This is a genomic window from Streptomyces sp. NPDC058691, assembly GCF_042714775.1.
In the GTDB taxonomy this organism is placed as follows: domain Bacteria; phylum Actinomycetota; class Actinomycetes; order Streptomycetales; family Streptomycetaceae; genus Actinacidiphila.
In genome coordinates this window covers 16,849-43,673 of record NZ_JBHXSO010000065.1, presented here as the reverse complement: position 1 = coordinate 43,673, position 26,825 = coordinate 16,849, and the positions used below count along the sequence as shown (strand labels likewise).

Annotated in this window: 20 protein-coding genes and 1 pseudogene; 7 read left to right on the top strand and 14 right to left on the bottom strand. The window is 72.0% G+C overall.

Annotated elements, in window-relative coordinates:
- Nucleotides 1-74: 74 nt before the first annotated feature.
- Nucleotides 75-776: a type 1 glutamine amidotransferase domain-containing protein gene (locus ACFWVC_RS32985; protein ID WP_384296226.1), complete on the bottom strand. Its 702-nt coding sequence runs from the start codon at nt 774-776 to the stop codon at nt 75-77.
- Nucleotides 777-1,016: 240 nt separating this feature from the next.
- On the opposite strand from ACFWVC_RS32985, the gene ACFWVC_RS32980 reads away from it, so the two are divergent.
- Nucleotides 1,017-1,919: a helix-turn-helix transcriptional regulator gene (locus ACFWVC_RS32980; RefSeq protein WP_384296224.1), complete on the top strand. Its 903-nt coding sequence runs from the start codon at nt 1,017-1,019 to the stop codon at nt 1,917-1,919.
- Nucleotides 1,920-1,947: 28 nt separating this feature from the next.
- Here the strand turns inward: ACFWVC_RS32980 and ACFWVC_RS32975 are convergent, their stop codons facing one another.
- The 4 genes from ACFWVC_RS32975 to ACFWVC_RS32960 form a co-directional block, all read right to left on the bottom strand.
- Complete coding sequence (locus ACFWVC_RS32975; protein WP_384296221.1) at nt 1,948-4,095, bottom strand: acyltransferase family protein; 2,148 nt, start codon at nt 4,093-4,095, stop codon at nt 1,948-1,950.
- A 110-nt stretch (nt 4,096-4,205) separates the two neighbouring features.
- Nucleotides 4,206-5,168, bottom strand: coding sequence for an electron transfer flavoprotein subunit alpha/FixB family protein (locus tag ACFWVC_RS32970; RefSeq protein WP_384296219.1), 963 nt, complete (start codon nt 5,166-5,168; stop codon nt 4,206-4,208).
- Nucleotides 5,169-5,214: 46 nt separating this feature from the next.
- Nucleotides 5,215-6,000, bottom strand: coding sequence for an electron transfer flavoprotein subunit beta/FixA family protein (locus ACFWVC_RS32965; RefSeq protein WP_384296215.1), 786 nt, complete (start codon nt 5,998-6,000; stop codon nt 5,215-5,217).
- Nucleotides 6,001-6,031: 31 nt separating this feature from the next.
- Nucleotides 6,032-7,183, bottom strand: a complete 1,152-nt coding sequence (locus tag ACFWVC_RS32960; RefSeq protein ID WP_384296212.1) for an acyl-CoA dehydrogenase family protein — start codon at nt 7,181-7,183, stop codon at nt 6,032-6,034.
- Between the two features lie 120 nt (nt 7,184-7,303).
- Here ACFWVC_RS32960 and ACFWVC_RS32955 point away from each other — a divergent pair, with 120 nt between their 5' ends.
- Complete coding sequence (locus ACFWVC_RS32955) at nt 7,304-7,993, top strand: TetR family transcriptional regulator (RefSeq protein WP_384296237.1); 690 nt, start codon at nt 7,304-7,306, stop codon at nt 7,991-7,993.
- 74 nt (nt 7,994-8,067) lie between these two features.
- On the opposite strand, the gene ACFWVC_RS32950 is transcribed toward ACFWVC_RS32955, so the two are convergent.
- Nucleotides 8,068-10,080 carry an ABC transporter ATP-binding protein gene (locus ACFWVC_RS32950; RefSeq protein WP_384296209.1) on the bottom strand — a complete coding sequence of 671 codons (2,013 nt, stop codon included), beginning with the start codon at nt 10,078-10,080 and terminating at the stop codon, nt 8,068-8,070.
- Nucleotides 10,081-10,282: 202 nt separating this feature from the next.
- Here ACFWVC_RS32950 and ACFWVC_RS32945 point away from each other — a divergent pair, with 202 nt between their 5' ends.
- Entirely contained in the window at nt 10,283-10,993 is a 711-nt protein-coding gene (locus ACFWVC_RS32945; RefSeq protein WP_384296205.1) for a dienelactone hydrolase family protein, read from the top strand.
- 48 nt (nt 10,994-11,041) lie between these two features.
- Here ACFWVC_RS32945 and ACFWVC_RS32940 read toward each other — a convergent pair whose 3' ends face one another.
- The gene (locus ACFWVC_RS32940; RefSeq protein ID WP_384296203.1) at nt 11,042-13,228 is read right to left on the bottom strand and encodes a TIGR03767 family metallophosphoesterase; all 2,187 of its coding nucleotides are present in this window, start codon (nt 13,226-13,228) and stop codon (nt 11,042-11,044) included.
- A gap of 335 nt (nt 13,229-13,563) precedes the next feature.
- Nucleotides 13,564-14,067, bottom strand: coding sequence for a TIGR00725 family protein (locus tag ACFWVC_RS32935; protein WP_384296201.1), 504 nt, complete (start codon nt 14,065-14,067; stop codon nt 13,564-13,566).
- A 63-nt stretch (nt 14,068-14,130) separates the two neighbouring features.
- Here ACFWVC_RS32935 and ACFWVC_RS32930 point away from each other — a divergent pair, with 63 nt between their 5' ends.
- Both ACFWVC_RS32930 and ACFWVC_RS32925 read left to right on the top strand, forming a co-directional pair.
- The gene (locus ACFWVC_RS32930; protein WP_384296198.1) at nt 14,131-15,330 is read left to right on the top strand and encodes a glycoside hydrolase family 3 N-terminal domain-containing protein; all 1,200 of its coding nucleotides are present in this window, start codon (nt 14,131-14,133) and stop codon (nt 15,328-15,330) included.
- An 83-nt stretch (nt 15,331-15,413) separates the two neighbouring features.
- Nucleotides 15,414-16,748 carry a diacylglycerol/lipid kinase family protein gene (locus ACFWVC_RS32925; RefSeq protein ID WP_384296196.1) on the top strand — a complete coding sequence of 445 codons (1,335 nt, stop codon included), beginning with the start codon at nt 15,414-15,416 and terminating at the stop codon, nt 16,746-16,748.
- A gap of 56 nt (nt 16,749-16,804) precedes the next feature.
- Here ACFWVC_RS32925 and ACFWVC_RS32920 read toward each other — a convergent pair.
- The 6 genes and pseudogenes from ACFWVC_RS32920 to ACFWVC_RS32895 form a co-directional block, all read right to left on the bottom strand.
- A pseudogene (locus tag ACFWVC_RS32920) lies at nt 16,805-17,225 on the bottom strand (hypothetical protein); the annotation flags it as partial.
- A gap of 22 nt (nt 17,226-17,247) precedes the next feature.
- The gene (locus ACFWVC_RS32915) at nt 17,248-18,279 is read right to left on the bottom strand and encodes a LacI family DNA-binding transcriptional regulator (RefSeq protein ID WP_384296193.1); all 1,032 of its coding nucleotides are present in this window, start codon (nt 18,277-18,279) and stop codon (nt 17,248-17,250) included.
- 10 nt (nt 18,280-18,289) lie between these two features.
- Nucleotides 18,290-19,384 (bottom strand): rhamnose ABC transporter substrate-binding protein, encoded by a 1,095-nt coding sequence (gene rhaS / locus ACFWVC_RS32910; RefSeq protein WP_384296189.1) that lies wholly within the window; start codon nt 19,382-19,384, stop codon nt 18,290-18,292.
- A gap of 123 nt (nt 19,385-19,507) precedes the next feature.
- Nucleotides 19,508-20,575, bottom strand: coding sequence for an ABC transporter permease (locus ACFWVC_RS32905; protein ID WP_384296185.1), 1,068 nt, complete (start codon nt 20,573-20,575; stop codon nt 19,508-19,510).
- On the bottom strand, nt 20,568-21,623 hold the full coding sequence (locus ACFWVC_RS32900; protein ID WP_384296182.1) for an ABC transporter permease: 1,056 nt from the start codon (nt 21,621-21,623) through the stop codon (nt 20,568-20,570). The genes ACFWVC_RS32905 and ACFWVC_RS32900 overlap by 8 nt, the downstream gene beginning before the upstream one ends.
- Entirely contained in the window at nt 21,620-23,140 is a 1,521-nt protein-coding gene (locus ACFWVC_RS32895) for a sugar ABC transporter ATP-binding protein (RefSeq protein WP_384296177.1), read from the bottom strand. The genes ACFWVC_RS32900 and ACFWVC_RS32895 overlap by 4 nt, the downstream gene beginning before the upstream one ends.
- A gap of 290 nt (nt 23,141-23,430) precedes the next feature.
- On the opposite strand from ACFWVC_RS32895, the gene rhaI reads away from it, so the two are divergent.
- On the top strand, nt 23,431-24,597 hold the full coding sequence (gene rhaI / locus ACFWVC_RS32890; RefSeq protein ID WP_384296173.1) for an L-rhamnose isomerase: 1,167 nt from the start codon (nt 23,431-23,433) through the stop codon (nt 24,595-24,597).
- A 51-nt stretch (nt 24,598-24,648) separates the two neighbouring features.
- Entirely contained in the window at nt 24,649-26,712 is a 2,064-nt protein-coding gene (locus ACFWVC_RS32885; RefSeq protein ID WP_384296169.1) for a bifunctional aldolase/short-chain dehydrogenase, read from the top strand.
- The last annotated feature ends 113 nt before the right edge of the window (nt 26,713-26,825 follow it).

Genomic DNA, 26,825 nt, shown 5'->3' with positions numbered 1-26,825 from the left:
CGCAAGGGCCGGGCGGGAGACCGCCGGGGCTCGAAGGCCGGCACCGGGCCCGGCGCGGGCCGGGTGCCGTCGGGTCAGTGGTCCGTGAGCGCGGCGACGAGCCGCTCGGCCAGCGGCTTGCTGGAGGCGGGGTTCTGGCCGGAGTAAAGGTTGCCGTCGATGACGACGTGCGCCTCCCAGGGGGTACCGGCAGAGCGGACGGTGGCCCCGCGTGCCGTGAGGACGGTCTCCACCAGCCATGGGGCATGGTCGGCGGTTCCGTTGATCCGCTCCTCCTCGTTGGTGAACACGGTCAGGGTGCGCCCGGCGAAGAGCCAGCGGCCGCCCGGCAGGTTCGCCGACAGCAGCGCGGCCGGGCCGTGGCACACGGGGGCGATGATCTTCCCCGCGGCGTCGGCCTCGATGAGGACGCGGCCGAGGTCGGGGTCGTGGGCAAGGTCCTCCATGGGGCCGTGCCCGCCGGGAATGAAGATCGCGTCGTAGTCGGCCGTGTCGACGTCGGACAGCGCCATGGGGTTGACGAGCTCCGCGGCCGCCGCCTCGATGTAGGCGGCGAAGGCGTCCGCCTCGGGCCCGGCGACGTCGTCCCGCAGGCTCACGGGGTCGGCGGCCGGCATGCCGCCCACCGGGGCGGCGATGTCGACGGTGAATCCGGCCTGGGTCAGGATGCGGTGCGGGACCACGAACTCCTCGGCCCAGTAGCCGCTGGGGTGCCTACTGCCATCGGTCAGCGTCCAGTAGTCGACGCCCGACAGCACCATCAGGATCCTGGCCATCTCGGCTCTCACTTTCTTCGGTCTGGTTGTCGCAGCGGGGGAGGGAAACACGGGGCGCGGGAAGGCCGTTCGGTCGCGAGCACCGATGCCGCCTCCGGCCACGCAATCCAGGACACCACCCGCACCCCCGGCTCCCGGCCCCGCTTTCCGGCCCTGACCTGCGAGGGAAACGGCTGCCTAGGACGGAGCGACCCACCCTGCCCGGGCGCCCCCGCGACGCCCCGGAGGGAGAATGGGGGCATGTCCCGAAACGTCGATCTCAGCGAGTTCCTGCGCCGGTGCCGTGGCCGCATCACGCCCGAGTCGGCAGGGCTGCCCGAGCGCGGCGCCTACCGGCGGGTGCCGGGGCTGCGCAGGGAAGAGGTCGCCCAGCTCGCCGGGGTGAGCACCGACTACTACACGCGTCTGGAACAGGGGCGGCAGATCAGTCCCTCCACCGGAGTGCTGGAGGCCGTGGCCACGGCGTTGCGGCTCGACGCCGCCGAACGCGCCCACCTCTTCGACCTCGCCGGGCCCAGACCCGGCAAGGACCGCCGTACGGCGCCGGCCGTGCAACGCGTCCGGCCCGCGCTGCGCCGGTTCCTGGACTCCTTCACCGACCAGGCCGGCTTCATCCTGGGGCGCCGCACCGATGTACTGGCGACCAACCACCTCTGCCGCGCCCTGATGACCGACTTCGACGCCATGCCCGCACGCGAGCGCAACCTCACCCGCTGGATCCTGCTGGACGACGCGCCCCGCTCCCTGTACCCGCGCTGGGAACAGGTGGCGGAGGAGATGACGGCCGTCCTGCGCCTCGACGCCGGCCGCCACCCGCAGGACACCCGCACCGCCGAGCTAGTCGGCGAACTGGCGATGAAAAGCGATCACTTCCGCCGCTGGTGGCCCGACCACAAGGTCTTCGACCGCACCCATGGGCAGAAGCCCCTCCACCATCCGGTGGTCGGCGACCTGACCATCGACTACCAGGCGTTCACCATGCCCGGCGACACCGACCAGACCCTTTTCATGTACCTGCCGGCGCAGGACCGGGCCTCCCAGGACGCCTGGAAACTGCTCGCCAGCTGGAGCGCCGACGCGTCGGCGGCACGGCCGGGCGCGGGCCGCACCGACCCTGCGGAACCGACCAGGAGACCCCGGTAGTCGTCCCCGCGCGTGCGACCGGCCGGCCCTACCGCGGAGGCAGGGGCAGGCGGTCGCCGAGGACGGGGGCCAGGGCCTCGGCGTAGTCGTCGGCCATGTGGCTCTCGTCGCGATAGACGAAGACGTCGCCCACGACGACCGGGCAGGCGCCGGAGGCCGTGCAGAACCAGGGGGTGGGGTCGAGGACGGTCGCCCCGGTCGCGCCCGCGGCCGCCCGGATCGCCGCGCCGCGGGCCGGGTCGCGGACCGCGCCGGGCAGGTGGTTGGTGCAGTTGTCGAGGTCCAGGGGGTGGGCGGCCGCGCAGTCGACCGCGTCGTCCCGGGGCCACGGTGTGTCGAGGAGGGCCGTGACACGGGTGCCGTTCTTCGCCAGCGCGCGGTACGTCGCCTCGAATCCGGCGGTCCACTGCCGCAGCGGGTCGTCCGCCGGCCGGACCGGGATGCCGGCGTCGGAGGAGGAGGCGACGACCAGGGCGGGGTGCAGCGCGTTGATGCGGGCGACGGCCTTGGCGCGCCACCGGTCGCAGGCGCTGTACGGCTTGGCCCGGTTGAGGGTGGTCACCTCGGCCACCTTGCAGGAGGCCTTGGTCAGCGAGACCAGCTTCCAGTGGCGGGTCTTGGCGAGCCGGTCCAGCGCGGGGAACCACTGCGCCGCGTGGGAGTCGCCGAACAGGACCACGGTGCGGTCGGCGGAGGGGTCGCCGTACACGCACGGCGGTGTCGCGGTGCTGCCGAAGTCGAGGTGGCAACCGTCCCTGTAGACGGCCGACCTCCGGGACGTGATGTCCCCCAGCGCCGGACGCAGATTGCTCGGCACACTCGTCGCGGCGGACTCCAGCAGCCCCGAGAGTCGCGCGCCGGGGTCGGGGGCCGCGGTGAGCGCGCTCTTCAGGGCCGCGGCGGGCGCGCCGGAGTCGACGGCGGGCGGGAAGACCGCCGCGACCAGGGTCGTCACCACGGCGCCCGTCGTCAGAGCGGCACCGATCGCGAGGCCGCGGCCGGGCCGGCGGTGCAACGCGGTGTGGAAACGCACCCGGTTCTCGACCAGCCGGAGCGTCAGCCACGCCAGAAGCAGGGCAACCGCGCTCAGGCCGAGCGCGAGGAGCGGCCCCGCGGTCACCCCCAGCGCCACCGGGCCGATGACCAGCAGCGGCCAGTGCCACAGGTACCAGCCGTACGAGAGCCCGCCCAGCCACGTCAACGGCCGCCGGGCGAGCAGTGCGCGGGCGCCCCACGACGGCGTCCGCGCGCAGCCGCCCGCCAGGACGAGTACGGCCCCCAGCACCGGCAGCAGGGCGTGGTAGCCAGGGAAGGGCGTGTTGTCGTCGAACGCCACCGCGGACACCAGGACACCGCCCAGCCCCGCCCACGTCATCGGCGCCGCCCATCGCGCGGGCAGCCGCCGCAGCCGGACCGCGGCCACCGCCGTCAGCGCGCCGGCGCCGAGCTCCCAGGCACGGGTGTGGAAGCCGAAGTACGCCCAGGGGGGCGAGCCCTGCGTCGTCCACACGCTCAGCCCGAACGACACCAGGCAGAGGGCGACCAAGGGCAGGGCCAGTTGGCGCCGGCGCCGGGCGAAGCGCGCGCCGGCCAGCAGGAGCAGCGGCCACAGCAGGTAGAACTGCTCCTCCACCGCCAGTGACCAGAAGTGCTGGAAGGGCGAGGGCGGGGCGCCCTGGGCGAGGTAGTCCGTGCCGTTGACCGCCAGCCGGAGGTTGATCGCGTACAGCGAGCTGCCGAGCGCGTCACCGGCGTACTCGGTGAAGCGGATCTTCGACAGGAACAGCCAGGCGCCGGCCAGCGTCGCGAGGACGACGATCGTGGACGCGGGCAGCAGGCGCAGCGCCCGGCGGGCGTAGAAGGCCCGCAGGGAGACGGTGCCGGTGGTGAGCAGTTCCCTCAGGAGCAGGGAGGTGATGAGGAAGCCGGATATCACGAAGAACACGTCCACGCCGACGTAACCGCCTGCCAAGCGCGGCACTTCGGAGTGCGCCAGGACCACCATCGTGACCGCGACGGCCCGCAGCCCCTGGATGTCCGGCCGCCACTCATGGCCTTTGCCCGCCCCGCCACGGCGCGGCGCGGGGACGGACGCGGAGGCGGCCGTACGAGGTGCGGGCACGAGCGGGCGGGCGGCGCGTTGCGTGGTGTTCCCGGCGAGGGATCGCGATATCACTCCCTGTACTGTCCGGACCCGCGCGCGCGTTCCATGTGACCTCGGTCATACGTATGGAGCCCCGCGGTGCCTTGCGGCACGGCGGGGCTCCATACGAGTGGCCGTCGGGGTCAGCCCTTGCGGGCGGTGACCTCCTCGGTCAACTGCGGCACCACAGCGAACAGGTCACCGACCACGCCGTAGTCGACCAACTCGAAGATCGGCGCCTCCGGGTCCTTGTTGACCGCCACAATCGTCTTCGACGTCTGCATCCCCGCCCGGTGCTGAATCGCACCCGAAATACCCGCCGCCACATACAACTGCGGCGACACCGACTTACCCGTCTGACCCACCTGATTGCTGTGCGGATACCAGCCCGCATCCACCGCAGCACGCGACGCACCCACCGCCGCACCCAGCGAATCAGCCAACGCCTCGATCACCGCGAAGTTCTCCGCACCATTGACACCCCGGCCACCGGAAACCACGATCGCCGCCTCCGTCAGATCCGGACGACCCGTCGCCTCCCGCGGCGTCCGCGACACCACCCGCGTCCCCGTCGCCAACGCACCGAACGTGACCTCCAGCGCCTCCACCACACCCGCGGCCGCAGCCGCCTCCACCGGAGCCGAGTTCGGCTTCACCGTGATCACCGGCACCCCGGTCGTCACCCGCGACTTCGTCGTGAACGACGCCGCGAACGCCGACTGCGTAGCCACCGGACCCTCCGCACCCGCCACCACATCCACCGCGTCCGTGATCAGACCCGAACCCAGCCGCAACGCCAGCCGCGCCGCGATCTCCTTGCCCTCACCCGACGTCGGCACCAAAACCGCCACCGGGCCCACCACCTTGGCAGCCGCCTCCAACGCATCCACCTTCGGCACCACCAAATACTCCGCGAACTCACCCGCCTCCGCGGTCAGCACACGCGTCGCACCATGCTCACCCAACACCGAAGCAGTCGCCCCGGCACCAGCACCCAGAGCCACCGCCACCGGCTCACCCAGCCGACGCGCAATCGTCAGCAACTCCAGCGTCGGCTTACGGACCGCACCATCCACATGGTCCACATAGACCAGAACTTCACCCATCAGAAAAACTCCCAGCGGATCGGAGAACGAAGACTACGAAGACTGCTCAGATGAACTTCTGGCCCGCGAGGAACTCCGCGAGCTGCTTGCCGCCCTCGCCCTCGTCCTTCACGATCACACCGGCAGTCCGCGCCGGACGCGCCGCCGCCTCATCCACCACCGTCCACGCACCCGCCAGACCCACCAGCTGAGCCTCGATCCCCAGATCCGACAGATCCAAGGACTCCACCGGCTTCTTCTTCGCCGCCATGATCCCCTTGAACGACGGATACCGCGCCTCACCCGACTGGTCCGTCACCGACACCAACGCCGGCAACGACGCCTCCAACTGCTCACTGGCCGTGTCACCATCCCGGCGACCCGACACCGTCCCACCCTCGACCCTCACCTCGGACAGCAACGTCACCTGCGGCACCCCCAACCGCTCCGCCAGCAACGCCGGCACCACACCCGCCGTGCCATCCGTCGACGCCATCCCCGTCACCACCAGATCGAACCCCGCATGCTCGACCGCCTTCGCCAGCACCAGCGACGTCGCCATCACATCACTGCCATGCAGACCCTCGTCCTCGACATGCACCGCCTTGTCAGCGCCCATCGACAACGCCTTGCGCAACGCGTCCTTCGCATCCTCAGGACCCACCGTCACCACCGTCACCTCAGCGTCACCCGACGCCTCCGCGATCTGCAGCGCCTGCTCCACCGCATACTCATCCAACTCCGACAGCAGCCCGTCCACCGCGTCCCGATCCGTCGTCAGATCCTCCGCGAAGTGACGATCACCCGTCGCATCGGGCACGTACTTAACCGCTACAACGATCCTCAAGCTCACTTGATGTCCCTTCACACGATCGGTTAGCCGATTACGGCAGGTTGCGGGCCATGACGATGCGCTGGACCTGGTTGGTGCCCTCGTAGATCTGGGTGATCTTCGCGTCGCGCATCATCCGCTCCACCGGGTAGTCCCGCGTGTACCCGTAACCACCCAGCAACTGCACCGCGTCCGTGGTGATCTCCATCGCCGCGTCCGAGGCGTAGCACTTCGCCGCCGCGCCGAAGAAGGTCAGGTCCCCGTCGCCCCGCTCGGACTTCGCCGCCGCCGCGTAGGTCAGCTGCCGCGCGGCCTCCAGCTTCATCGCCATGTCCGCCAGCATGAACTGGATGCCCTGGAACTCGGCGATCGCCTTGCCGAACTGCTTGCGCTCCTTGACGTAGCCCTTGGCGTAGTCCAGAGCGCCCTGCGCGATCCCGAGCGCCTGCGCCGCGATCGTCACCCGCGTGTGGTCCAGCGTCCGCATCGCGGTGGCGAAGCCCGTGCCCTCCGCGCCGATGATCCGGTCCGCGGGGATGCGCACGTTGTCGAAGTACACCTCACGCGTGGGCGAGCCCTTGATGCCGAGCTTCTTCTCCGGGGCGCCGAAGGACACGCCCTCGTCACCCTTCTCCACCACGAAGGCCGATATCCCCTTGGAGCGCTTCTCGGGGTCCGTCACCGCCATCACCGTGTAGAACTCGGAGACCCCGGCGTTGGTGATCCACCGCTTCACGCCGTTGAGCACCCAGGAGTCCCCGTCGCGCACCGCACGGGTCTTCATGCCCGCCGCGTCGGAGCCGGCCTCCGGCTCCGACAGGCAGTACGAGAACATCCCCTCGCCGCGCGCCAGCGCGCCCAGGTACTTCGCCTTCAGTTCCTCCGAGCCCGACAGCTGCACCGGCAGCGAGCCGAGCTTGTTCACGGCCGGGATCAGCGACGAGGAGGCGCACACGCGCGCGACTTCCTCGATGACGATCACCGTGGACAGCGCGTCCGCACCCGCACCGCCGAACTGCTCCGGCACGTGCACCGCGTGCAGGTCGTTGGCCTCCAGCGCCTCGCGCGCCTCTTCGGGGAACCGCCCCGCCTCGTCCACCTCCGCCGCGAACGGCGCGATCTTCGCCTCCGCGAGCGAACGCACCGCGTCTCGGAGCATGTCGTGCTCCTCCGACGTCCGGAACAGGTCGAAATCCTGGCTCACGATCGGTCACTCCAGTCCGCGTACGGCTTCCATGGCATCGAGTACCCTCAATTATGCACACTCAGTGCCATCCGTAAGCCCTCGATGCTAGATTTTTGGACCATGACCACGAAGCCCCCGATGCGGGACGCGCTCGTCGCAGCGGCTTTCCGGCTCTTCCTGGAACGCGGCTACGAGGCGACGACGATCGACGACATCGTCGCCCTGGCGGGCGTCGGCCGCCGGTCGTTCTTCCGCTACTTCCCCTCCAAGGAAGACGTGGTCTTTCCCGACCATGAGCGCGCGCTGGCCGAGATGACCGAGTTCCTGGACGCGAGCGCGGACGCCGACGAGCCGGTGTCCAAGGCCTGCGACGCGGCCCGCCTGGTGCTGAACATGTACGCCGAGAACCCCACCTTCTCCGTGCAGCGCTACCGCCTCACCAAGCAGGTGCCCGGTCTGCGGGCGTACGAACTGTCCGTCGTCTGGCGCTACGAGCGGGCGCTCGCGGAGTACCTCGGCGCGCGCTTCGCCGGCCGGCCCGACGGCAAGCTGCGGGCCGACGTCATCGCCGCCGCCGTGGTCGCCGCGCACAACAACGGCCTGCGCTCCTGGCTGCGTTCCGGCGGTGAGGGCGACGCCTTCGCCGCCGTGGACCACGCGCTGGACTACGTGCGCCGCGGCTGGAACGCCGAGGGCGCCGCCGCGGCCGGGGAACCGGCGGAGGCCGAGGACGACGTCGTGGTGGTGATCACCCGGCGGCGCACGCCGATGTGGCGCGTGGTGCGGGAGATCGAGTCCTCGCTGGACGGGGAACGATCCCCCTCATAAGGAACTGAGTACCCCGATCGGGGCACCCAGTTCCCCCCAACGCTTCAACCCCCTCCGTGAACCGTCCGGGCAGATCAGAGCGCCTCCGCGCCCGGCTCCACGCCCGCTTCCGCGCCCGCCTGCACGCGCTGCGCCGGGACCGCGCTCTCGGGGTGCTCGTACTGCCGGGACTGGAGCGTGTACATCTCCCGGAACAGGCCGGGCCCCGTGCCGTCCGCCATCAGCGCCTCGAAGCTGCCGCGCTCGATGACACGGCCCCCGTCCAGGACGTAGATCTCGTCGGCGTGCCGGACGCTGTGCAGCCGGTGGGTGATCAGGACGACGGTCTGCCCGTCGGCGGCGAGCTCGCGGATGAGGTCGAAGACGCGCTGTTCGGCCTGGGCGTCGAGGGCGCTGGTGGGCTCGTCCACCACCAGGATCTCGGCGTCCCGGTACTGGGCGCGGCTGAGTTGGAGGCGCTGCCACTGACCACCGGAGATCTCGTGGCCGCCGCGGTAGCCGCGGGCGAGAAGGGTGTCCCAGCCGTGCGGGAGGGCGGAGACCACCTCGTCGGCACCGGAGTAGCGGGCGGCGGCGTCGAGGCGGTCGCCGGTGAGGGGGACGCCGGGGCGTCCGATGGCGACGTTGACGCGGGCGGTGAAGGGCCAGCGGCACGCGTCCTGGGAGACCAGGGCGATGCGGTCGAAGATCTGGCGGCGGTCGGCCTCGGCGGCGTCCACGCCGTCCCAGCGCACGCGTCCGGTGTCCGGGGCGTACAGCCCGCACAGCAGCTTGGCGAGGGTGGTCTTGCCGCTGCCGTTGCGGCCGACGAGGGCGACGATCTTCCCGGCCGGGATGGTGACGTCGACGTCGCACAGGGCCGGCCCCTTCTCCGTGCCGGGGTAGCTGAAGGTGACGTTCTCGAAGTGAATGGCGCCGACACGCTCGGGCAGGTCGGTCCCGCCGGGCGGGATGGCCAGCCGGTCGGCCTCGGTGCACAGCCGGTCGAGGTCGGCGACGAACAGCGCCTCCTCGTGCAGGTAGCCCAGCTGGACGACGAGCCGGTCCAGGGAACCGGAGCCGGTGCGGATGGCGATGACCGCGGTGCCCGCGACCGACAGCGCCATCGTCCCGCTCCACAGCAGCGCGCCGAGCGCGCCGTACGTCGCCGCCGTGGCGAGCCCGGTCCAGGCGGCCGCCGTCAGCCCGGTGCGGGCGGCCAGCCGGGCGAGCCGGGTCTGCTCCTGCTCGCCGGTCTCGGCCATGGCCCTGAAGTGCCGTAGCAGGAAGGGTCCGAGGCCGTGCACCCGCACTTCCGGCGCCGCCTCCCGGTCGATGAGCAGCCGGCCGAGCAACTGCCCGGCGCGGGCGTGCTGGACGAAGTTGTGGAACGAGATGTAGCGGCGCCGCGCGATGGTGAGCGCGCTCCAGGCGCTGGGCAGGGTCATCAGCCCCAGCAGCGGCAGCAGTGCCGGGTGCAGGACGGCCAGCACGCCGGCCGCGGCGCCCAGCGAGATGAGGGCGTTGACGACCTCCGAGCAGAACATGATCATGCGGCGCGCCGAGGCCGCGCCCCAGGACGCGGAGTCCAGCAGCTTGTGGAACTCCTCGTCCTCCACGGCCGCCAACTCCACGCGGGCCACGCGCTCCAGATAGGTCTCGGTGGCCACGCGCTCGACCGTCGGCTCGAGTTTGCCGGTGCCCGCCGTGGACACCGAGCGCAGCAGCGCGCCGACCAGGGCGGCACCGGCCACGACCGCCAGGGCCGGCGCCGCGCCCGTCAGCCGCTCGGTGGTCTCCCCCGGCACGAGGACGCGCGCGAGCACCGCGTTGACCGCGACCAGGCCGACCGCCTGGACGACGCCGCGGCCCACCTCGGCCAGGGCGACCGTGCGCAGCGCCCGCGGGTCGGCACGGTGCGCCAAGCGGACGCTGGTGGCGACGAGTTGCGGCAGTCGCCGGATCATCGCGCGCAGGCCCAGCTCCAGGAACGAGCCGTCGTGCTTGTTCCACCCCATGTCGTACCGGAGCGGCCCGCCGAACAGCAGACGCTCGGACTCCGAGACCTCCTCCGGCGCCAGCGCGTCGGCGCCCTTCGTCTTCCCCATGCGCAGTCCCCCCTCGACCGAATCGGACGTACGCTCGGACAACGCTCCGGCCGGGTCCCCCGTAACGGGGAATCGGGGACGAATTTCCGCCGGTTTGTTCGGGATCGCTTCGGTTTCGCTTCCGTGTCACCATGTGAACCGGATTCGGCTTTACATTTGTTTTAAATTTGTACTATCCCGCGTCCGGGCATAGCGTGATCCCATGGCCGAGACTCCGCAACAGACCGGTTCCCCCGTCCGTCAGAACGTCACCTTCACCAGCGCGGGAACCACCGCGCACGGCTACCTGGCGCTGCCGCCCGCCGGACACGGTCCGGGCGTGATCGTGATCCAGGAATGGTGGGGCCTGAACGACCACATCGCCGACGTCACCGAACGCCTGGCCAAGGAGGGCTTCGTCGCCCTCGCCCCCGACCTGTACGGCGGCAACGTCGCCCACGACTCCGGCGAGGCGCTGCGCATGATGCGCGCGCTGCCGGTGGCGCGCGGCGTCGAGCTGCTGTCGGGCGCGGTGGACTACCTCCTCGGACGTCCCGAGGTCACCTCCAGCACCGTGGGCTCCGTCGGCTTCTGCATGGGCGGCGGATTCGTGCTCTACCAGGCGGCGAGCGACCCCCGGGTGACCGCCGCGGTCCCCTTCTACGGTGTCATCCAGGGCGATCTGCCCGACTTCTCCGGCATCAAGGCCGACGTCCTCGGGCACTTCGGGGAGACCGACGAGAGCGTCCCGCCGGCCGCCCTGGTCGCCCTGCGCGACGCCATCCGCGAACAGGGCGGTGTCGAGGCCGACTTCCGCACCTACCCGGCCGGCCACGCGTTCTTCAACGACCAGCGTCCCGAGGCCTACCACGCCGAGTCGGCGGACCGCGCCTGGCGCAGCACGCTGGACTTCCTCCACTCGCACCTGCACTGATCACGCTCCGTGGGGGCGGCACCCGGGACGGGGTGCCGCCCCCACGGCTCACGGCGCGAGCAGTTGCAACCAGCCCGCCGACCGGACGGCACCGTCCACGGGCAGGGAGCGGGCGCCCTGGAAGGACCGCACCGCGGCCGTCGTCGCCGTACCGAACACCCCGTCCACCGCGAGCGCCGCCCCGCGCGCGTTGAGCAGCGACTGCGCCGACGACACGGCAACCCCGGTGTCGCCCTGGGCCAGCGGCACCACGACGAGCGCCTGCCAGGTCGCGGACCCGACGACGCCGTCCACCGGCAGTGCCTGAGCGCCCTGGAAGGACCGCACCGCGGCCGCCGTCGCCGTCCCGAACACCCCGTCCACCGCCAGCGCCGCCCCGCGCGCGTTGAGCAGGTACTGCGCGGCCTTGACCCGGCTGCCGCTCTGGCCTTGCAGCAGTCGCGGCCAGTCGGCCGCGGGTGTGCCGGCGCCGGCGGGGAGCGGGAAGGGCAGCGGGACGAGCAGTTGCGTGTTACGCGCGTCGACCGTGCCGCGCCGCTTGTCGATGCCGCGGGCGACCGCCTGGATGTCGTTGACGGACAGTTCGCGGGCGAGGGAGGCGAGCGCGGCCGGGGAGCCGGTGTCGCCGCCGTAGGACACCGGGGCGTCGGCGTCGACCATCGTGGTGAAGATCGACAGCGTGCCGTTGCCCTCGGCGACCTCCACGATCCGGCTCTGGATCGGCCAGTCGATGTGCGAGGCGGTGTTGACCTCCCAGAAGCCGCCGCTGAGGGAGGACGGCCAGGCGGGGCGGTGGGCGGTGACGGTGTTGGTGTGGGTGTGGCCGTCCACCATCAGGACCACATTGGGGAAGCGCAGCAGCAGGGCGCGCAGGTCGTCGCCGCCGTAGGGCGCGTCGTCGTCGGTGTTGTCCATGGAGTCGAGCGTGTGGTGGCAGAAGACCACGACGAGCTTGTCGCGGACGCCCGGCTGCTGCACGACCGTCCCGGGCCCCGTGCCGCCCGGGTTGGCGAGTTCGTAACGGGAGGAGACGGCCTTGAGCCGCCCCTCCAGCCACGCCCACTGGTCCTCGTCGATCGCGCCGTCGGCCCCGCCGCCCGGATTGGTGGTGTCCAGGACGAGGTACTGGAAGAGGTCGTCCGGCCCCGAGGGTATGGCGTAGTAGGCGCGGTCGGCGCCGGAGGTGAAGCCGTGGCCCGCGGGGGTGCCGGTGGTACGGAAGTGCTCGGCGACGAACTCGCTACGGGACAGCAGCCGGCGGGCGGAGTCGGCGGTGACCTTCGCCGTGGCGAGGGTGAAGTCACCGGTGAGGATGTTCGTCAGCAGTTCGACGTAGTAGCCGGGTCCGTCGTCGAGGACGTCGGGCACGCCCTCGACCTTGGTCAGCTTGGTGGAGCCGGTCGCGATGGCCTTCAGCGGGTCGAACGGCAGGGTGTCGGGCGGGACGTTGCCCTGGACGAGCCCGTCGTGGTTGCCGTAGGCGGCGTACCAGGGCATGCCGAGGCCGGTGGCGGTGAAGGGCCGCCGGGCTGCGCTGAGAAGCCCGGTGACCAGGGGGAACCCGGCCAGGTCGTTGTTGTCGGGGGGAGTCTGCCGGGTCTCGGGGTGCCAGTAGTGGACGTCGGCGCCGAACGCTCCGGCGGCGACGCTCTCGTCCTTGGAGAGGTTGCCGGAGTCCGGCCGCACGCTGTTGCCGTCGAGCAGGTCGATGTACCAGCGGGCCTCGTTGTACTGGCAGTTGTCGACGGCGTCGCCGGTGACGACGGTGAAGGCCAGCGGGGCGCCGGTTCTCGGGCCGCGTCCGGTGCGTCTGATCGCCCGGCACATCGCGTCGGTGGTCTGCGTCGACAGGAACTCGTGGGCGCGGTAGGCGGATTCCGTGGGGTACGAGTTGTAGTGCGGCGGGCCGTAGTCGGCGAGGCGGTCCAGGCACTCGACGCGCAGCGGTGACTGGTCGTCGACGATGTGCAGGTCCGACATCTGGGCGAAGGCGGCCAGCGACCGGGTCACCACGGGAGCGGCGACAGCGGTCAGGTCCCGCCGGATCAGATGGGGTTCGCCGGGTCCGGCGGCGATCCCCCGGTAGCCGCGGCCGAGGTCGGGGCCGCGCTGCAAGATCCGGTCGACGGTGGTGAGGACGGACGCGGCGCTGTCGCCGGCCGCCGTCGCGGCGAGGGCGACGCCGAGCGGGCCGCGCAGATCGACGGCGGCGGCCACCACGCTCGCGGCGGTCACCGTCAGCATCCTTCGACGAGAAAGGGACATTCCGAATCCTGTTCGGTCGTCAGCCACCGTGCCGGGGCAGCACGGCATGGCGAAGGGAGGGAGGGGTCGCACCGGTGCTTCGGCGGCCGCCCCGCGGGCTCGCGAGGGGCACGGAACGGAGTGGGGGGAGAGCGAACCGCGGGAGGAACGGGCATGCGGGAGCGGAGCACGGACCGGGCCCGCCCAGGGTGGCCCACGGGGGCCGCCCACCGCAAGGAGTGGTACAGCCACTCAGTCACTGATCCGAGGCGCGCCTCACCCCAAAGGGGTCCGCTCCGGGCAATTCTGCTTGGGGCAAGGGGAGTTCAGCGCCCCTCGGCCGGGCGCCCCGGGCCGTTCCCGAGCGCGTCCGCGACCGCCCGGACCGCTTCCTCGGGGCTCGACGCCCGCAGGAAGATCCCGTCCCCGGGGTCCGCCCCGACGTCCCATCCGGCGAGGACCACCGTGGGCTTGCCGGTGCGCATCGCGAGCGCCACCTCGCTGAGGGTGCCCCAGCTCCCGCCGACGGCGATGACCGCGTCGGCGGCGCCGACGACGAGCCCATTGCGCAGTTCACCGAGCCCGGTGGGCAGGCAGACCGTCAGGAACGGGTTCCCCGCGGCACGGTCCCGGCCGGGCAGCAGCCCGACGGTGACGCCGCCGTGCGCGCGGGCGCCCTCGCAGACCGCCTCCATCACGCCGCCGAGGCCGCCGCAGACCACCACCGCTCCCCTGAGCGCCAGCAGCTCGCCCACCCGGCGGGCGTGCGCGCGATCCCGTTCCCCGGCGGCGCCGGGGCCCACCACGGCCACGTAGCCCCACGTCGTCATGCCGTCCCCCGATCGCCGCTGAGTGTTTGACAGGGTGTACATTTCTGGATATTTGCTGTAGATGTGATTTCCCGCCACTTCACCTGCCGCGTCTCCCTCGCGCTCCTCGCCACCGCTCTCGCCGTCGCCGCCTGCGATGCCCACGGCTCCCCCGACGCCTCCGGCACGGCCCGTGCGATGTCGGCCACCACCCCCGCCGCGAGCACCCCGTCGTGCGCCCAGCGCGTCGAGGCGGCCATGAACGACACCCAGCGGGTGGGCCAGCTCTTCATGGGCGCGGCGCAGCTCCCCACGACGCCCAAGGCCGACCTGGACGCGATGCGGAACTACGCCGTCGGTTCGGTGATGCTCGCGGGCCGCAGCACAGTGGGCGTGCAGAAGACCCGGGCCTTCGCGGACCAGTTGCAGGGCATGCGGCAGACCATCGCGGGGCAGCGGGTCGGGCTGCTGATCGCCACGGACCAGGAGGGCGGACAGGTCCAGGTCCTCAAGGGCCCCGGGTTCTCCACCATCCCGAACGGAGTCACGCAGGGCAAGTACACGGTCACCTACCTGCGGCAGCAGGCCGCGGCCTGGACGGCCCAACTGCGCTCCGCCGGGGTGAACGTCAACCTCGCGCCGGTCGCCGACATCGTGCCCGCCTCGCTGGGCACCGCCAACGCGCCGATCGGCAAGTACGGACGCCAGTTCGGATCGACGGCCGCCGTCGTCTCCCCGCATGTCACGGCCTACGTCCAGGGCGGGACCCGCTCCAAGGTGCTCACGACGCCCAAGCACTTCCCCGGACTGGGCAGCGTGCGCGCCAACACCGACCTCACCGCCGGGGTGACCGACACCACGCTGACCCGCACCGGCGCGAACGTCGCCCCGTTCAAGGCCGGCATCGCCGCCGGTGCCGCGCTGGTGATGGTCTCCCTGGCGACGTACAAGCGGATCGACGCCGCGCACCAGGCGGTGTACTCCTCGGTGATCATCGGCGGGATGCTCCGCAAGGACCTCGGCTTCAAGGGCGTCGTCATCTCCGACGACCTCGGAAAGGCCGCCTCCGCGAAGTCCCTCGCCGTCGGCAAGCGGGCGCTCGCGTTCCTGCGGGCCGGCGGGGACCTCACGCTGACGGTGCAGCCGACGGGCATCCCGGCCATGGCCGAGGGCATCCGCTACGCCATGCGGCACGAACCGGCGGTGCGCACACGGGTGCACGACAGCGTCCTGCGCGTGCTGGCCGCCAAGGAGGCGGCGGGCGTACTGACCTGCACCGCCTGACGCCCGCGGCCCGGTGGTCCCGCCCGGGGTCACCGGCCGGTCGCGATCCGGTCCGCCTCGCTCGCTGAAAGGGGTGATGGAACGTGCCGTCTCCCCCGCGCGCGCCGCGCGGGCTCGCCCGCCTCGCCCTGGCCGCAGGAACCGCGGCACTGGCGCTGCCGGTCGTACTCGCCGGGCTGAAGAGCCTGCTGCTGGTGGCCGTGGGCCTGGGCGGCACCGGGGTCACGGCGGCCGGTGTCTGGTGGGTGCTCAGCCGACGGGGCGCGGTCAGGGTGCTGGCGGTGGCGCTGACCGTCGCGGCGCCGGTGGCCGTGCTCCTCTACTACGCCCACGCGGACCTGCTCTGGGTGGTACTCACCTCGATCGCGCTGTGGGTCCTGGCCCTGACCTGCGGGCGCGCCGCGATGCACGGGGCCGGGCAGGCGGAACGACGCGTCCGCGAGCGGCCCGCGCCCCCGCCGCGCAGCCCGTTCCTGATCATGAACCCCCGGTCCGGCGGCGGGAAGGTCGGACGCTTCGGCCTGAAGGAGAAGGCCGAGGCGCTGGGCGCCCGGGTGGTCCTGCTCGACCCGGACCATCCGCAGGACGTGGCGGCCCTCGCCCGCGCGGCCGCCGACGAGGGCGCGGACCTGCTCGGCGTGGCGGGCGGCGACGGTACGCAGGCGCTGGTCGCGGCGGTCGCCGCCGAGCGCGGGCTGCCCTTCCTCGTGATCAGCGCGGGCACCCGCAACCACTTCGCGATGGATCTGGGGCTCGACCGGGAGAACCCCGCCGCCTGCCTGGACGCGCTCACCGACGGCGTGGAGCTCCGCGTCGACCTGGGCTTCGTGGCGAGCCGGCCCTTCGTCAACAACGTGTCGTTCGGCGCCTACGCGGCGGTCGTGCAGAGCCCGGCCTATCGGGACGACAAGGCCGGCACCATCCTGGAGATGCTGCCGGACCTGCTCACCCGGCGCTCCGGCACCCAGCTCACCGCGCGGGCGGGAGCGACCGTGCTCCACGAGCCGCAGGCCCTCCTGGTGAGCAACAACCCGTACCGCACCGGCGACCCCGCGGGGCTCGGCCGCCGGGACCGGCTGGACACCGGCACGCTCGGGGTGCTCGGGGTGGACGTCGACAACGCGGCACAGGCCGCGGCCCTGCTGATGGGTCCCCAGGCCCCGGGGCTGACCGCCTTCACGACGCGTCAGCTCGTCGTCACCGCGGACGCCCCCGAGATCGAGGCCGGCGTCGACGGCGAGGCGCTCGTCCTGTCCGTGCCCGTGCGCTGCGAGATCCGGCCGGGCGCCCTGCGCGTCCGCCTCCCCCGCGACCGCCCGGGCGTCCCGGTCGCCGGCGCGCGCCTGGAGTGGGCGCGGCTGTACACGCTGGCCCTGCCGGTGGGACGCACGACAACACGACAGCCCCGCTCCCGCTGACCGGCGACGGGAGCGGGTGCGCGACAAGGCGCCCGGGGTCGGCGGAGTCCATGCCGCCCGGCCGCGGCCTGCGCCGCCTTGGCACGGGTCTCCTCGAAGAGGGCGTCCGCCTCCTCGCGCTTGGCCTGCGCGTCCTTCTGCGCGTCGGCGCGCATCTGGCCGGCCTCGCCCTTGGCCTTCTCGACGATGCGCTCGCCCTCGTCCTCGGCCTTGGCCTTGCGGTCGGTGGCGTAGGCCTCGGCGTCGTTGCGCACCTGGGCGGAGGCGGACTCGGCCGGCTCGCCGTGCTGCTCGGAGGCGCGGCGCGCCTCCTCACGCAGGTCCTTCCCCCTCTTCCTCGGCGAGGCGGAGGATCCCAGCAGGGCCGGGACGTCCTCGACGCCCCGGCCCTGGCGGGCCCGTCGCGCAGCGGCAGGCCGCCGCCGTCGATGTCGACAAGGACACCGCGGACGTCAGGGCGCGGCGCAGCGCGGGCAGCGAACGGGCGGCGGCGCAGCCGTCAGCGTCTGACCAGGCTGGAGTCCCGGACGACCAGTTCGGGCTGGAGGACGACCTGCCGGTGCCGGTGCTCGCGCCCCTGCGGGTCGGTCTCCTCCAGGAGCATGCCGGCGGCCATCGCGCCCATGGTGGCCGCGGGCTGCCGTACCGAGGTCAGCGGCACGGCGGCCGCCGCCGCGAACTCGATGTCGTCGTAGCCGACGATGGAGATCTCGCCGGGCACGCTCACCCCCGCCGCGTACAGCGCCTGCAGCACTCCGAGGGCGAGCAGGTCGTTGGCGCAGAAGACGGCGGTGGGGCGCTCGGGGAGACCGAGGAGGCGGTGGCCCGCGTCGCGGCCGGAGGCCACGTCGAGCCGTTCTGTGGGCAGTTCGCGGAGGGTCTCCGCGGGCACCCCGGCATCGGCGAGCGCGGCCACGGCGCCCGTGCGGCGGTCGCGGACCTGCTGGAGATGGGCGGGCCCGCTGACGTACGCGATGCGGCGGTGCCCGGCCGTCAGCAGATGGGCCAGCGCCATCCGGCCGCCGGCCACGTCGTCCACCGACACCGAGCATTCGGCGGCGCCCGCCGAGACCCGGTCCACCAGCACGAAGGGGATGCGGTGGCGCCGGAAGGCGGCCAGGTTCCCCGAGGCCCCGGCGTCGGCGGGCGTCACCAGGACGCCGCGCACCCGCTGCTCCGCGAAGAGCGACAGGTACGCGGCCTCCTCCTGCGGGCTCTCGGCGCTGTTGCAGACCATCACGCCCAACCCCGCCGCCCGGGCGGCCCGTTCGGCCCCGCGCGCCACATCGACGAAGAACGGGTTCGCCATGTCGAGGACGAGCAGGGCCATGATGCGGCTGCGGCCCGCCCGCAACTGACGGGCCGATTCACTGCGCACGTACCCGAGGCGGGTGATCGCGCGCTGGACCCGGGCACGGGTCGCCTCGGGAACCGAGTCCGGCCGGTTGATCACATTGGAGACCGTGCCCACGGAGACTCCCGCCTCCCGGGCAACGTCCTTGATCCCCACGGCCCGTGCCCTGTCCGTCACGCCGGCGCTCTCAGAACTTGAACTGGTCGACGTTGTCCTTGGTGAACACGGTCGGCTTGCCGAGCACCACCACGCCGTCCTTGCCGATGGTGTAGTCGCCCATGTCCCCGGCCTTGAAGGTCTGCCCCTCGGCGCCGCTGATCTGACCGGAGGCCAGCGCCACGGCGGCGTACGAGGCGAGCGCGCCGAGCTTGGCCGGGTCCCACAGCTCGAAGGCCTCGACGGTGCCGTTCTTGACGTACGACCGCATGTCGTTGGGCGTGCCGAGGCCGGTCAGCTTGACCTTGCCCTTGTACTTGGAGCCGGAAAGGTACTGGGCGGCGGCCTTGATGCCGACCGTGGTCGGGGAGATGATCCCCTTCAGGTTGGGGTACTGCTGCAGCAGGCCCTGGGTCTGCTGGAAGGACTGCTGGGCGTCGTCGTTGCCGTAGGCGACCTTGACCAGCTTGACGTCCTTGTACTTGGGGTCCTTCAGCTCGTCCTTCATGAAGTCGATCCAGGTGTTCTGGTTCGTGGCGGTCTGGGCCGCCGACAGGATCGCGATCTCGCCCTTGTAGCCGATCTGCTCGGCGAGCAGCTGCACCTCGGTGCGGCCCAGGTCCTCGGAGCTGGCCTGGGAGACGAACAGGTCGCGGCACTCGGGCTTGGTGTCCGAGTCGTAGGTGACGACCTTGATGCCGTTCTTGCGGGCCTGGTTGAGCGCGGTGCACAGGGCGCCCGGGTCCTGGGCGGAGACGGCGATGGCGTTCACCTGCTGCTGGGTCAGGGTGTTGACGTAGGAGACCTGGCCGGCGGTGTCGGTGCCGCTGCTGGTGCCGACCTCCTTGTACGAGGAGCCGAGCGTCTCCAGGGCCTGCTTGCCGCCGTTGTCGGAGATGGTGAAGTAAGGGTTGTTGACCTGCTTGGGCAGGAAGGCGACGGTCAGGCCCTTCTTGGTGGCCGCGTTGGGGTCGGCGCTCGCGGCCTGGGTGGCGGCACCGCTGCTGCTGCCGCTGTCCTTCGAGGAGTTCTTGGTGGTCCCCCCGCAGGCGGTCGCGCCGAGGGCGACCGCCGTGGTGAGGGCCAGGACGACGGTGGCACGACGGGTGAGGGTGCTGCTGGACATGGTGATCCTTTCGCTGCCGGACGCGGGTACCGGAACACGGGTGTGGTGACGTGCGGGGGGAGGACGTGCCGAGGAGCGCTGGGGCGGCGAAGTGAGCTGCCCCGGCGATGAGGTGAGGTGACGTCAGGACGATGCGAGCACGGCCGGTGCCCGGTCGGCGGCCCTCCTGCGGGCCCGGGACTGCGCGATCTGGCGGCCGATCCTCGGAGCGAGGACGGAGATCACCAGAAGCACGCCGGTGACGACGATCTGGGACTGCGCGGAGACGTTGAGCAGGCTCATCACGTTCTGGCCCGCGCCGAGCAGGAACACGCCGGCGATCGCGCCGCCGAGGGTGCCCTTGCCGCCGTCGAAGTCGATGCCGCCGAGCAGCACGCCCGCGATGACGGACAGTTCCAGGCCGGTGGCGTTGTCGTACCGGGCGCTGGCGTAGTGCAGGGCCCAGAAGACGCCGGTCAGCGAGGAGACCACGCCGGTGGTCACGAACATGGCCAGCTTGGCCCGCTTGACCCGGATGCCCGCGAACCGGGCCGCCTCCTCGGAGGCGCCCACCGCGAACAGCGAGCGGCCGAAGGGCGTCGCGTGCAGGACGACGACGGCGATCAGCAGCAGGACGGCGAAGGGGATCGCCGCGTACGGGATGAAGGTCCCGTCGATCCGGCCGGAGCCGAAGTCGAGGTACTGCTGGGGGAAGTCGGTCACGGAGTCGGCGCCGAGGACGATCTGCGCGATGCCGCGGTAGGCGGCCAGGGTGCCGATGGTGACGGCCAGCGAGGGCAGCCCGAGCCGGGTCACGAGCAGGCCGTTGACCAGGCCGCACACCGCGCCGAGCAGCAGGCACAGCGGGATGATCGTCTCGATGGCCATGCCGCCGTTCCACAACGCGCCCATGACCGCGCCGGACAGGCCCGCCGTCGAACCGACGGACAGGTCGATCTCACCGGAGACGACGAGCATGGTCATGGGCAGGGCGATGAGCGCGATCGGCAGCGTGTTGCCGATCAGGAACGACACGTTCAGTGCGTTGCCGAAGTTGCCGACGAAGGAGAACGAGCAGATCAGCAGCACGATCAGCAGGGCGCCCACCGCCGTGTCCCAGCGGACCGCGCCGCCGAGGCGGGAGCCGTGGGCCGTGACGGGCGCGGCGGCCGGGACAGGGGCCGGGGCGGCGGCCTTGGTGGTCTCAGGCATGGTGGGCACTCCTCATCTGTGCGGCCCGCTTGCGGAGGACACCGGCCACCCGCAGCGCCAGGATCCGGTCGACGGCGATGGCGAGCAGCAGCAGGACGCCGTCGATGGCCAGCACCCAGACCGAGCTGACACCGATGGACGGCAGGACGCTGTTGATCGAGGTCAGCAGCAGGGCGCCGAGCGCGGCACCGTAGACGGTGCCCGAGCCGCCGGTGAAGGCCACGCCGCCGACCACGACGGCGCTGACGACGGTGAGTTCGTAACCGTTGCCCGTGCTGGAGTCGACGTTGCCGAAGCGGGCGAGATACAGCGCGCCGGCGAGTCCGGCGAGCGCCCCGCAGACCACGTACGCGATCAGGATGCGCTTGCGCACCGGGACGCCCGCGAGCCGGGCGGCCTCCGGGCTGGAGCCGAGCGCGTACATGTCGCGCCCGCCGCGGTAGCTGCGCAGGTAGTAGCCGACCGCGACGAGGACGGCCACGGTCAGCAGCGCCAGGTACGGGACCACCCACACGCCGTCGTGCCCGAAGTCGGTGAAGCCGGAGGGCAGGTCGCCCGCGGTGATCTGGCGGGAGCCGACCCAGATGGAGTCGATGCCGCGGATGATGTACAGGGTGCCCAGGGTGACCACCAGGGCCGGGACCTGACCGAGGCTCACCAGAAGGCCGTTCAGGGCGCCGAAGAGCACGCCGAGTGCGACCGCGAGGATCACGGCGACCAGCGGATTGCCGCCGCCTTGCAGATAACTGCCCGCGGCGAAGGCGGAGATGCCGAGGACGGAGCCGACCGACAGGTCGACGTTGCGGGTGATCACCACCACGGCCTGGCCGATGGCGACGAGCACCAGGATGGTGGCGTTCAGCAGGAGGTCCTTGACGCCCTGCTGGGACAGGAACTGGGAGTTGTAGATCTGGGTCGCCGCCAGCATCACGACGAGCACGCCGAGCACGGCGAGCGCGCGGAGCCTCAGCACCCGGTCCAGAAAGCGCTTGGGCGCGGCCGGCGCGTCGTCCGCGACCGGCTGCACGGTGTCTGCGGTCACGGTCACGCCACCCTCCTCGCGCGGCCGGTGGCCGCCGCCATCACGGTCTCCTCGGTCGCCTCGGACCGGGGGATCTCGGCCGTCAGCCGGCCCTCGTGCATCACCAGGACGCGGTCGGCCATGCCGAGGATCTCCGGCAGGTCGGAGGAGATCATCAGGACGGCGACTCCCTCGCCGGCGAGCCGGGACAGCAGCCGGTGCACCTCCGCCTTGGTGCCGACGTCGATGCCGCGGGTGGGCTCGTCCACGATGAGCACCTGGGGCGCGGTGGCGAGCCACTTGGCCAGCACGACCTTCTGCTGGTTGCCGCCGGACAGGGTGCCGACGACGTCGGCCAGGCGCGCGTACTTCACCTGGAGCCGCACCGCCCAGTCCACCGCGCGGCTGCGCTCGGCGCTGCGGCTCATCAGCCCGGCCTTCGAGGTGGCGGCGAAGCCGGTGAGGCCGATGTTGCGCTCGATGGACATGTCCATCACCAGGCCCTGGGCCCGGCGGTCCTCGGGGACCAGCGCGAGACCGGCGGCCATGGCCAGGCTCGGCGCCCCGGCGCGCAGTGCGCGGCCGTTGACGACGACTTCGCCCGCGTCCCTGCGGTCCACGCCGAAGACGGCGCGGGCGACCTCGCTGCGGCCGGCGCCGACCAGTCCGGCGAGGCCCACGATCTCGCCGCGGCGGACCTCGAAGGAGACGTCGGTGAAGACGCCCTCGCGGGTCAACCGCCGCACGCTCAGGGCGACATCGCCGATCTCGGTGGCCTGCTTGGGGTAGAGCTCATCGAGGTCGCGGCCCACCATGCGGCGCACGAGGTCGTCCTCGGTCAGCCCGTCGACGGGCTCGCTGGCGATCCAGGCACCGTCCCGCAGGGTCGTGACCCGCTGGCACAGCGCAAAGATCTCCTCCAGGCGGTGGGAGATGAAGAGCACGGCGGCGCCCTGCTCGCGCAGCGACTTGACGACACCGAAGAGCCGGGCGACCTCGCTGCCGGTGAGCGCCGCCGTCGGCTCGTCCATGATCAGGACGCGGGCGTCGAAGGAGAGCGCCTTGGCGATCTCCACCAACTGCTGGTCGGCGATGGACAGTCCGCGTGCGGGCTGGTCGGGGTCGAGGTCGACGCCGAGGCGCTCGAAGAGCTCGGCGGCCGATCGGCGCACCGCCCGGTGGTCGACACGGCCGAAGGAGCGGCGCGGCTGGCGGCCGACGAAGATGTTCTCCGCCACCGACAGGTCGGGGAAGAGCGTCGGTTCCTGGTAGATGACGGCGACCCCGGCGTCGCGGGCGTCCCCCGGGCCGTGGAACTCGACCGGCTCGCCGTCGAGCAACACCGTGCCGGCGTCGGGCCGGTGCACTCCCGCGAGTGCCTTGATCAGTGTCGACTTCCCGGCGCCGTTCTCACCCGCGAGGGCGTGGGCCTCGCCGGCGTACAGCCGGAGCGAGACGCCGCGCAGAGCACGGACGGCGCCGAAGGACTTGCTCACCCCCTCCAGCGCGAGCACCGGAGTCGTCTCCGGTTCGGGGTGCGTCATTGCGCCCTCCAGACATGAAATGTTTCAACGGAGTTGCCGGGAAGCTAGCTCTGCCCGTCGCGTGCGTCAAGAGTCGCCGCAGCCCATGGCTGACCTGCGGGCTCTCCAAAGGCCCCGGTTGAGGCGTGAGCCGTGCCGCGCCATCAGCGACAACCTCATTGATGACACGATTCAATAACGGGCCGGCCGGTGCCGCGCACCCCTTGACGTCAACCCGAGGGCATGGATAGCTTCGCAGCGGAATGAATCGATTCACTGATGAGCGATTCACTGGACCCCAAGAGGTGACCATGCCTGACTTCAGTGCCGTCAAGGCCGCACTCGCTGCCCAGCGGATCGAGACGCCCTCGTGGGGCTACGGCAATTCCGGCACCCGGTTCAAGGTCTTCGCCCAGGCCGGCGTCCCCCGCGACCCGTACGAGAAGCTCGACGACGCCGCCAAGGTCCAGGAGTTCACCGGCGTCGCCCCCGTCGTCGCCCTGCACATCCCGTGGGACAGGGTCGACGACTACGCCGCCCTCGGCCGCCACGCCGCCGACCGCGGACTGGAGCTCGGCGCGATCAACTCCAACGTCTTCCAGGACGACGACTACAAGCTGGGCAGCGTCTGCCACCCGGACGCCACGGTCCGGCGCAAGGCCGTCGACCACCTGCTGGAGTGCGTCGACATCATGGACGCCACCGGCTCTCGCGACCTCAAGCTGTGGTTCGCCGACGGCACCAACTACCCCGGCCAGGACGACATCGTGGGCCGTCAGGACCGGCTGGCCGAGGCACTGTCCGAGGTGTACGCGCGGCTCGGCCAGGACCAGCGGATGCTGCTGGAGTACAAGCTCTTCGAGCCCGCCTTCTACACCACCGACGTCCCCGACTGGGGCACCGCGTACGCGCACTGCCTCAAGCTCGGGCCCAAGGCGCAGGTCGTCGTCGACACCGGCCACCACGCGCCCGGCACCAACATCGAGTTCATCGTCGCCACCCTGCTGCGCGAGGGGAAGCTCGGCGGCTTCGACTTCAACTCCCGCTTCTACGCCGACGACGACCTGATGGTGGGCGCCGCCGACCCCTTCCAGCTCTTCCGGATCCTGCACGAGGTGGCCAAGAACGGCGGCTTCGCGCCGGAGACCGGCGTCGCCTTCATGCTCGACCAGTGCCACAACATCGAGGCCAAGATCCCCGCGGTCATCCGCTCGGTGATGAACGTCCAGGAGGCCACCGCCAAGGCGCTGCTGGTCGACCTCGACGCCCTGGCCGCCGCCCAGCGGTCCGGCGACGTCCTGGCCGCCAACGCCGTGCTCATGGACGCCTACAACACCGATGTGCGCCCGCTGTTGCGCGAGGTGCGCGAGGAGCAGGGCCTGGCCCCCGACCCGGTCGCGGCCTACCACGCCTCCGGGTGGCAGAAGCACATCGTCGCCGACCGCGTCGGCGGCACGCAGGCCGGATGGGGCGCGTAGGCCTGGTCCCCCGTACGTTCCCGACCCTCACCTCCCCCGAAGGACACCCGCATGGCACCCGCCACCCACCCGGAAGTCGCCGCCCTCCTGGAGCGCGCCCACCGCCTGGGCGCCGACCCCCGCAACACCAACTACGCGGGCGGCAACGCCTCCGCCAAGGCCACCGAGACCGACCCCGTCACCGGCGGCCCCGTCGAGCTGATGTGGGTCAAGGGCTCCGGCGGCGACCTGGGCACGCTCACCGAGGCCGGCCTCGCCGTCCTGCGCCTGGACCGGCTGCGCGCGCTGACGGCCGTGTACCCCGGGCCGGAGCGCGAGGACGAGATGGTCGCCGCGTTCGACTACTGCCTGCACGGCAAGGGATGGCTCCCAGGGGGTGAAAACACAGCGCCGTCGATCGACACGGCCATGCACGGCCTCGTCGACGCCGCCCACGTGGACCACCTGCACCCCGACTCCGGCATCGCGCTCGCCTGCGCCGCCGACGGCGAGAAGCTGACCCGGGACTGCTTCGGCGAGAAGGTCGCCTGGGTCCCGTGGCGCCGTCCCGGCTTCCAACTCGGCCTGGACATCGCCGCGATCAAGGAGGCGCACCCGGAGGCGGTGGGCGTCGTCCTCGGCGGCCACGGCATCACCGCCTGGGGCGCCACCTCGCAGGAGTGCGAGTCCAACGCCCTGTGGATGATCCGTACCGCGGAGGAGTACCTGGCCGCCCGCGGCAAGAAGGAGCCCTTCGGCGCGCCGCTGCCGGGCTGGGAGCCGCTGCCGGAGGCCGAGCGCCGCGCCCGCGCCGCCGCCCTCGCCCCGGTGCTGCGCGCCGTCGCCTCCCAGGACCGGCCCCAGGTCGGACACTTCACCGACTCCGCGCCGGTACTGGACTTCCTCGCGCGCGCCGAGCACCCCCGCCTCGCGGCACTCGGCACCTCCTGCCCCGACCACTTCCTGCGCACCAAGGTCCGCCCCCTCGTCCTCGACCTGCCGCCGACGGCCCCGCTGGAGGAGGCCGTGGCGCGCCTTGAGGAACTGCACACCGCCTACCGGGCCGAGTACCAGGCCTACTACGACCGGCACGCCGCTCCCGACTCCCCGGCGATCCGCGGCGCCGACCCGGCGATCGTGCTCGTCCCGGGCGTCGGCATGTTCAGCTACGGCAAGGACAAGCAGACCGCGCGCGTCGCGGGCGAGTTCTATGTCAACGCGATCAACGTGATGCGCGGCGCCGAGGCGGTCTCCACGTACGCGCCGATCCCCGAGTCGGAGAAGTTCCGCATCGAGTACTGGGCGCTGGAGGAGGCCAAGCTCCAGCGCATGCCGAAGCCCAAGCCGCTGGCCGGCCGCATCGCGCTGGTCACCGGCGCCGGCTCGGGCATCGGCAAGGCCATCGCCCACCGCCTGTCCGCCGAGGGCGCGTGCGTCGTCGTCGCGGACCTGAACGCCGAAGGCGCGCAGGCCGTGGCGACGGAACTGGGCGGCCCTGACAAGGCGGTGGCCGTCACCGTGGACGTGACGCAGGAGGAGCAGATCACGGCGGCGTTCGACGAGGCGCTGCTGGCCTTCGGCGGCGTCGACCTGGTGGTCAACAACGCGGGCATCTCCATCTCCAAGCCCCTGCTGGAGACCACCGCCCGGGACTGGGACCTCCAGCACGACATCATGGCCCGCGGCTCCTTCCTCGTCTCGCGCGAGGCGGCCCGCGTCATGGCGCGGCAGAAGCTCGGCGGCGACATCGTCTACATCGCGTCCAAGAACGCGGTGTTCGCCGGCCCCAACAACATCGCCTACTCCGCCACCAAGGCCGACCAGGCCCACCAGGTGCGGCTGCTGGCGGCCGAGCTCGGCGAGCACGGCATCCGCGTCAACGGCGTCAACCCCGACGGCGTGGTCCGCGGCTCCGGCATCTTCTCCTCGGGCTGGGGCGCGCAGCGCGCGGCGACCTACGGCGTCCCGGAGGAGAAGCTCGGCGAGTTCTACGCCCAGCGCACGATCCTGAAGCGGGAAGTGCTCCCCGAGCACGTCGCCAACGCGGTCTTCGCCCTCACCGGCGGCGACCTCACCCACACCACGGGTCTGCACGTCCCGGTCGACGCCGGAGTGGCGGCGGCCTTCCTGCGCTGACCCGCTCCCAGCGGGGAGCCGGGTAGCGCCGCCGCCACCGCCGGGACCCGCGCCCGGCCACCGCAGACTATACCCCCCCCCCCCCCCCCGCGACCCCTGGTTCGTGCGCGTCG